The organism is Legionella tunisiensis, from assembly GCF_000308315.1.
Taxonomy (GTDB): domain Bacteria; phylum Pseudomonadota; class Gammaproteobacteria; order Legionellales; family Legionellaceae; genus Tatlockia; species Tatlockia tunisiensis.
Genome location: NZ_CALJ01000150.1, coordinates 1 through 7,098, shown reverse-complemented (window position 1 = coordinate 7,098; position 7,098 = coordinate 1). Strand labels below are relative to the sequence as shown.

Below are 7,098 nucleotides of genomic sequence, written 5' to 3'. Positions count from 1 at the left end.
AATGATAAATCGCCACTTTGGCTGACAACAGATGCTTTTTTCGTATTTCATTTTGCGAACGCCTATGAAGAGGAAAACAAAATCATTATTGATTACGCTCACCATAGTCGCTTGAATTTTGGTGTACAAAACGATGTTGTGAGTTCGCCACCTCAAATGCATCGAATGGAAATTGATTTAACCACAAAAACTTTACAAGATTCACCGCTTGCAGACTATATCGTTGAGTTTCCTACGATCAACAATCACTATAATAGTAAACCTTACCGTTTTATTTATGCACCAACTCGCTTAAACAACCAACTAAAACCATCAACTTTCAATGGGTTGGTAAAATACGATTTAGCATCAAAAACATCAACCGTTCATGATTTTGGTGAGCAATATTCGATTGGTGAAGCAGTATTTGCTCCTAAACCACAAGCACAAAGTGAAGATGACGGCTATTTAGTATTTTTTGCCTATGATTCCAAACGAAACAAAAGTGATTTTTTGATTCTGGATGCGCTGGATATTTCGACAGCTCCCATTGCAGTCATTCAATTGCCGCGGCGTGTACCCGAGGGATTGCATGGCTCCTGGTTTGCAAAAAATTGAAAAAATTGTTATCTATTTATAGTGAGAACTACAAAAATTGCTTTAAATACTTATGGAGATAAGAAATGTTAACAGCAAGGAATAGCCCTTTTTCCCTAAAAACCAAGTTGCAAAACTTAAATGAAATCGTGGGGAAAAAATTGTTTGCAACTGTCCTATTTAGCCTACCCGCCTTCTTGCATGCTGGTCATATTGATGGCCTTCGCGGTAATCGATACTGTGAAATTCTTTTATCTCCAACCCTATTTAAAATGGAAGTTTACAATACGATAGGATTGAATGATTGCCCACCTAAACTATGGAATAAAATATCAGTTAATTCCGTTAAAGCAGAAACACATGCTGTCTATGTAAAACTCAATGGTCCCCGGTATTGGGTAATCGACGGCATGAAAAACTCACAATTGGTGAATCCGCAACAAAAAATAATTTCTGGTCTTGCCATGCGTGAGGCCGGTGTATTGCAGTTGGGATTGTCAGATATTTTAAGCAGCGCCAAACCTTATCATGATCATACTGTTGATCGTCAAACAACCTGGATCTATAAAGCTGGCAAACCGGTCTATGAACTCATCGATCCTAAAGGCCGGGTTTTTGTGATGCAGTCTTATAGCATTGAAAAGACCCCACAAACTGCTGCCAGCTTAACGCAATTGGGCTCTAAGCTACAGTTACCACAAGGTTGGCATTACCGCACAGGCGTTCTAAAACAAACTACTGATTTAACCGCGATAAATAAAAAAGCCGTTGTGATTCAAGACGATTTTCTGAATACCTATCAATTAGCGACGCATGATTTTCTAAATCCGTAAAAAAATCCTCATTCAAATGGTCAGTACACAGCACCCCTGAGTTGTGTACTAACACTTCAAAGAGATAATCCTAACGTAAATACTCACAAACCAAACCAACAAGCGGCGCTACTGGCAGCGCAGGTGTGGTAGACAACATAGGTTTAAAGAACCCTTGCGCAACCACTGTTTCAACCGGGGGCATCAAAGCAGCAAAAATAGCCTGCTCTCTTTGTTCACGTTTTACTCGCTTACTATCAATAATGCCTACAAAACCTCCTCTTACACCTCCAACCAAGCCGCTAATAGCAAGATCTTCTACTTCTTGTGCAATTTCTTCTAAAAATTCTGGATAGCGGAAAAGAGCATCAAAATTAGCTTGTATTAAAAATCGAAGCTCTACACCGTCTGACCAGTACTCTTCTATTTGTAACCAGTACAACGCTCGGGCAACGACTTCAGCTTTTTCTTTGTGCTTTATTAGAAGAGCGAGATTTGCTGCACCCTGCTCACCCTTAAGAAGGCCTGCACGGTGTAATGGGACAATAGCACTGGCGAGATCTTTAGCATGCTCGGGATGTGCAACAAGCAAAGCATAATATTCTTTAATAAGCTTCTCATTGGTTAACGTGACAATACCCGCAGCGAGGCTTGATGCATGCTCTTTATGCTGAATGAGAAGTTCAAAGTAAAATTGCCCCTGCGGATCACGAAGCAATCTGGCATGCTCAAGCGCGGCAATTCCACCAGCAATTTCCTTAACATGATCCAGATTTTGCATAAGACGCTTGTAGTTTGCTTGGCCTTGGGAATTCGCAAGCATCCGTACCCGCTCTAAAACATTTAGAACGTTAGCAATCTCCTAGATCTGTTCGAGTTTCTGGTTTTCAAGCAACAATGCTTGATTTTTTACCCCTTCTGAGCCAGTAAGCAACCTTGCTTTTTTAATGCGTTTAATGCTTTCTGTAGTAATTGTTGTTGAATAGCCATATTTTTCTCACTTCCCATTTAATTGGTCAAGGAAAAGACCTAATAGAATAAAAAATAGCATGATTGTGCAACAATTGACAATAAGGGGCAATAACATTCCTTATTGAAATTGAAGATGAAAGAAATAGTGAACGCGCCATAGTTCTTTCTTAATACAACTGTTCCCAACGCTCAAACCACTTCACCTGGCAACAGCAACAAAATGATAGGGATTTGCACCAAATAACAATTGACCCAATTGCTGCTCAGTAATTTGAATCCTGTCTAAAATTCCCTCATGTTTGGCAATTTCCCTTATCAGTGAATAAATAGTTCCCAAGTATTGGGGTTGGGGTTGGGCTTGAATGATTGAAAACATAAAACACCTTGCCGTTGGTTAAACAGACTTCTTGCATAACCAGTGTATTTTATTTTTAGTGCAACGCAGCAATAGAATCAAAAACGCAGATTATGCAAGAAGTCTAAGCACAAAAAAGATATAGTACTCATTACTGCTTTGGCAACCTTCTCTTCTTATTTAAAAAATAGTTCTGCCTAACCTCATATTGTGTTTAAAATACGTTAAGTTCACTTGGATTAATCACTGATGAATACCCTCTTCCATCTTGCCTTTCCTATCCATGACGTTAACCTGGCAAAATTTTTTACCATGAACAACTCGGCTTTGGACTAGGCCGAGAATCAGAACATGCCTTGATTATTCAATTTGGCCCACATCAAATTGTGGCTCATAAAATTGATCAACCACTCCCGCCACAACCAAGTATCTATCCAAGGCATTTTGGTTTAATTTTTACAGAAAAAGCGAATTTGATACGTTTATTCAACGCATAAATACCAAAAAATTAATTATGAAGTTCCTCTTAAAACACGCTTCCCCAACTCAAGAATTGAACACCAAAGCTTTTTCTGAAAGATCCCAGCAATAACCTTCTTGAATTTAAATATTATACTTACCCATCAGCTATTTTTGGTGAAAAAGATTACAAAAAATTGGCGAAAGTGGGCACTGATGTTAGTATTTATGGCTAATTCATTATGGAACTTTTACCTGTATTAGGAATCAACTTTGTTTCACTCATTGATAGAAGGCCTTCTCAAATGAACAAAATAATTGTGCGTGGTTTTAAATCGTTAGTTCTACTTTTTTGCTCACATCTGCCGCGTTGGCTGAACCAGGTATTGTCGTCTTCCAAAGTGATTTTGGCATTAAAGATGGTGCAGTTAGTGAAGTAAAAGGAGTTATCTACTCTGTCGATCGCTCTCTAATTGTTTCGGATTTAACCAATGAAATTCCAACTTATAATATTTGGGAGGCCTCTTATCGCCTTTATCAGACAGCCCCCTATTGGCCCAAAAGCACTGTATTCGTTAGTGTCGTTGATCCCGGAGTGGGTACAGCACGACGATCGGTTGTCGCTTTGACAAAAAATGGTCAATATTTTGTCACTCCTGATAATGGCACTCTCACCCTGCTTGATGACACTTACGGTATAGAAGAAGTAAGAACCATCGACGAAGCAAAAAACCGCCTAAAAGGTTCTACAACCTCCCATACGTTTTATGGCCGCGATGTTTATGGTTATACCGCCGCAAAATTAGCTTCTGGCAAGATTTCATTCGCTGAAGTTGGACCTGTCCTCAAAGAACCAATTATCAAGCTGCCCTACCAAAAAGCGACTATCGAAAACAATGTTCTACATGGAACCATCGTTATTCTGGATCCCCAGTACGGGAATGTCTGGACCAATATTGATAAAAACCTGATGGAAACCTTCGGTCTTAAAGCCAATGAACCTTATCGAGTAAAAATTTATCATAACAAAGTCGAGCAGTATTCTGGCGTGCTGCCTTTACGTCATACCTTTGGCGAAACCAAAAAAGACACTGATTTACTTTATTTAAATAGCTTGCTTAATTTGGCATTGGCGACCAATCAAGATTCTTTTGCTAAAAAACACCACATTGGCGCAGGTCCTGGCTGGACAATTACCGTTGAAAAAATAAAATAAATTTTGCGAATCTGTGAATTCGTATTCGCCTGATCGATATACCAGCCTAATGTGCTGAGAGATCCCGACAGAGGGATAAAAAGTCTTCTTAACTCATTGGGGCTGGTCTATCTGTCTTACATAAATTTATTATTTCAGTGATTGCCAAAAAGCAATATGAGCACCGGTTGGATCAACAATAATGGCAAAACGACCAAAATCCCCCGCCAAAGTAACAGGCATTTTTACCGTAGCGCCCGCATTTTTTGCTTTGGTTAATATACTGTCAACATCATCCACTAAAATGTAACCCATCCAATGTGGTGGAATTTCATTTTTTTTGTCATTAGGAATTTGCCAGATCCCACCAAACTCCTTACCCCCACCACATTTAATCATGGTGTAAGTCATATCTCCCATATCGTGGTCGGTAAACTCCCATCCAAGCACTTTGCCATAGAAATCTTTTGCTGCCTTTACATTCGGTGTAGCCAGTTCATTCCAACAAAATTCGCCAACCTTTGGTGTATCCATCCTTTTTTCCTTTTTTAGTGAATCGTCTTAGCAATAGAATTTAACCATAAAAAAATTAGAAGTCTCTTGTGAACCGAAATATCGCCTTAGGGTAATGTTTTTAAGCTTGCATATTCTGACAAAAATGTTCAAAATATAGTCATTATTTGCGTGCAGAAATTGCTAAATAAAGCAGGTTATACAATGATTAACTCCACATGATGACAGTCCTACCTGGGAGGCTATTCTTGCCAATTTGGATGTGCTATCTCGCTCTAAAAAGAAAGTGGTTTTAATTTTCGAACATCTTACCCAAGACGCAAATCCCGACTTTAAAAAAGCACTTGGCAAAGCGCAAAAAGGCTCGGATAATCCTTTAAAACATGTTGCAGCAATGCAAGAAAAACAATTGATTCTTTCATTTTTTCTTGGCAGTTACCAATAACGGTATCCCCATTTTAGGTGCAGAACACAAGGCTAGCAATCCTTTTTACAAGCTCAAAGGCCAAATTCCCATGGAAACCCTCAGGGAAATGGAAAAATTTCAAAGAAGCCCGGATAGAATCATTAAAACAAATGAAGCCTTCGCTAATTTCATTCAAGACTATTGTAGAGACGATATATTACCTGTTTTTGTAGGTGGGGCAGCACATCCTATCTCATTAAAAAAGGGGAGCTAATTTATGATCCAGGTATTCAAGGCAGGATTCCCAAGAGTGTGGCGATCTATTTAATCCACTCAACTACTCCCTCAAGCCAAGAAAACGCTCCTTATTATGCCGCCGATCGTAATTTATCTGGTAACTATGATTATCAAGCAGAAACCAATAAACAGGCACTTTACCAAGACAGTTTTGATAGCATTCCCCAATTAGCTGATAAAATAAAATTTTTAGTAACCGCTCTTGATCAAATAGTGAGAGGTCATGCATTATTTTTTCAGGATTCTACTTTTCTTTTAGAAGAAGATACCAATGCCATTCTTTTAGCTTTCCAAGCCAGCGTGCAGAAAGAAATTAAATTTCTAGAGTTTAATGTGCTTGTTCATTGCTTGATAACATCTAAAAAATCTCAGCAGAACGATAATGATAAAAAACCGTCTTTCTCTAAATCGAACAGCCTATTTACACATGGGAATTACTAAAAACAGCGATTTATCACGACTTGGCTACCTTACTGCAGGATGAGATTAAACACCAAAGTGCAATCAAGTATGGCAGCAAGCCGACACCTTTATCCTAATTAATCATTGCTTAAACATCCTATCGTTGAGTTCATATTTCTTGATATTCAATACATCGCTATAACAACAAATGACCAAGCTAAAAGTGAACAGTCCTCTTCCGTAAGGAGGTAACGTCATGTTTGGCGATCCTTTATGCAAATATAGGCTATATTAATTTTATAGGAAAAATAAGAATTAAATAATCCAACTCAAGGAAATAATATGAGAAAGAAGCTATTACTGCTATTTGCAGTCACTACGACTTGTTTCTCCTTACCCATATCAAATCTTCCTCAAGCCAATGAATTAAGCAACAGGAATAACAATGTCATTGAAGGCGTGATGGCCATGGTTAGTAATAAATATGCTCCCAGAGCCACTATCAAATCGTTCAACGAAACCGACATTGAAGAAATGTTACGTAAAAAGCACCTGGTTTGAATACAATGGTTATTAATAAAGTACTGGCAACGCTGACCTGTGCAAAAGAATACAATGTCGCACACAATAACATTTTAACGATTATTGATTACTCTCTGCCTTCCAGCGAAAAGCGATTATGGGTGTTTGATTTAAATAGCAAGGAATTACTATTTTATACTTATGTGTCTCATGGTATTAAATCAGGAACCTTATTGTCCAATTATTTTTCAAACAAATACGACAGTAAAGCCAGCAGCATTGGCGTTTATACAACTGATCAAGCCTATTATGGCCGTGAAGGCTTATCATTGCGATTAGACGGCTTAGACAGGGGTTTTAATGATAACGCATCAAATCGCTATATTGTTATGCATGGCGGCTGGTATATGGATGAAAATTTCATAAAAAAATATGGTAGAGCAGGTCGAAGTTGGGGATGCCCCGCTCTTCCTCTACACCTGACATCGCCGATTATCAATACAATAAAAGATAATTCATTATTTGTGATTTATTACCCAAGTGATGATTGGTTTTTAAAATCAAAATTTTTAAATTGCCATAATTTTTC

General features: G+C 38.3%; 10 protein-coding genes and 1 pseudogene. 8 read left to right on the top strand and 3 right to left on the bottom strand.

The annotated features are described in order from the left end of the window. Together BN58_RS09640 and BN58_RS09635 are read left to right on the top strand one after the other, a co-directional pair. A partial coding sequence (locus BN58_RS09640; protein ID WP_019216640.1) for a carotenoid oxygenase family protein occupies positions 1-597 on the top strand: 597 nt, incomplete at its 5' end. A gap of 65 nt (positions 598-662) precedes the next feature. Then, entirely contained in the window at positions 663-1,409 is a 747-nt protein-coding gene (locus BN58_RS09635) for a YggN family protein (RefSeq protein WP_019216639.1), read from the top strand. Positions 1,410-1,479: 70 nt separating this feature from the next. On the opposite strand, the gene BN58_RS09630 is transcribed toward BN58_RS09635, so the two are convergent. Further along, the gene (locus BN58_RS09630; RefSeq protein WP_019216638.1) at positions 1,480-2,211 is read right to left on the bottom strand and encodes a hypothetical protein; all 732 of its coding nucleotides are present in this window, start codon (positions 2,209-2,211) and stop codon (positions 1,480-1,482) included. A gap of 348 nt (positions 2,212-2,559) precedes the next feature. Further along, a complete protein-coding gene (locus tag BN58_RS30795) occupies positions 2,560-2,736 on the bottom strand; it encodes a hypothetical protein (protein ID WP_019216637.1) in 177 nt (58 codons plus the stop codon). Between the two features lie 790 nt (positions 2,737-3,526). On the opposite strand from BN58_RS30795, the gene BN58_RS09615 reads away from it, so the two are divergent. After that, the gene (locus BN58_RS09615; RefSeq protein ID WP_232220492.1) at positions 3,527-4,390 is read left to right on the top strand and encodes an SAM hydrolase/SAM-dependent halogenase family protein; all 864 of its coding nucleotides are present in this window, start codon (positions 3,527-3,529) and stop codon (positions 4,388-4,390) included. Positions 4,391-4,519: 129 nt separating this feature from the next. Here BN58_RS09615 and BN58_RS09610 read toward each other — a convergent pair whose 3' ends face one another. Beyond that, positions 4,520-4,903: a VOC family protein gene (locus BN58_RS09610; protein WP_019216634.1), complete on the bottom strand. Its 384-nt coding sequence runs from the start codon at positions 4,901-4,903 to the stop codon at positions 4,520-4,522. Between the two features lie 235 nt (positions 4,904-5,138). On the opposite strand from BN58_RS09610, the gene BN58_RS09605 reads away from it, so the two are divergent. From BN58_RS09605 to BN58_RS23810, 5 genes and pseudogenes are all read left to right on the top strand, one after another. Next, positions 5,139-5,327 (top strand): hypothetical protein, encoded by a 189-nt coding sequence (locus BN58_RS09605; protein WP_019216633.1) that lies wholly within the window; start codon positions 5,139-5,141, stop codon positions 5,325-5,327. Then, positions 5,311-5,562, top strand: a complete 252-nt coding sequence (locus tag BN58_RS09600) for a hypothetical protein (RefSeq protein WP_019216632.1) — start codon at positions 5,311-5,313, stop codon at positions 5,560-5,562. Before BN58_RS09605 ends, BN58_RS09600 begins: the two co-directional genes overlap by 17 nt. Before the next feature lie 38 nt (positions 5,563-5,600). Next, the gene (locus BN58_RS09595) at positions 5,601-6,026 is read left to right on the top strand and encodes a hypothetical protein (protein ID WP_019216631.1); all 426 of its coding nucleotides are present in this window, start codon (positions 5,601-5,603) and stop codon (positions 6,024-6,026) included. A gap of 303 nt (positions 6,027-6,329) precedes the next feature. After that, the gene (locus tag BN58_RS37720; protein WP_019216630.1) at positions 6,330-6,548 is read left to right on the top strand and encodes a hypothetical protein; all 219 of its coding nucleotides are present in this window, start codon (positions 6,330-6,332) and stop codon (positions 6,546-6,548) included. Next, positions 6,545-7,098, top strand: a pseudogene (locus tag BN58_RS23810) (murein L,D-transpeptidase catalytic domain family protein); the annotation flags it as partial. The gene BN58_RS37720 and the pseudogene BN58_RS23810, both read left to right, overlap by 4 nt.

What these genes read in the sequence shown, in the direction of transcription:
- BN58_RS09610 (WP_019216634.1), bottom strand. Translation starts at nt 4,903, where the DNA reads ATGGATACACCAAAGGTTGGCGAATTTTGTTGGAATGAACTGGCTACA.
- BN58_RS09635 (WP_019216639.1), top strand. Translation starts at nt 663, where the DNA reads ATGTTAACAGCAAGGAATAGCCCTTTTTCCCTAAAAACCAAGTTGCAA.
- BN58_RS30795 (WP_019216637.1), bottom strand. Translation starts at nt 2,736, where the DNA reads ATGTTTTCAATCATTCAAGCCCAACCCCAACCCCAATACTTGGGAACT.
- BN58_RS09630 (WP_019216638.1), bottom strand. Translation starts at nt 2,211, where the DNA reads ATGCTTGCGAATTCCCAAGGCCAAGCAAACTACAAGCGTCTTATGCAA.
- BN58_RS37720 (WP_019216630.1), top strand. Translation starts at nt 6,330, where the DNA reads ATGAGAAAGAAGCTATTACTGCTATTTGCAGTCACTACGACTTGTTTC.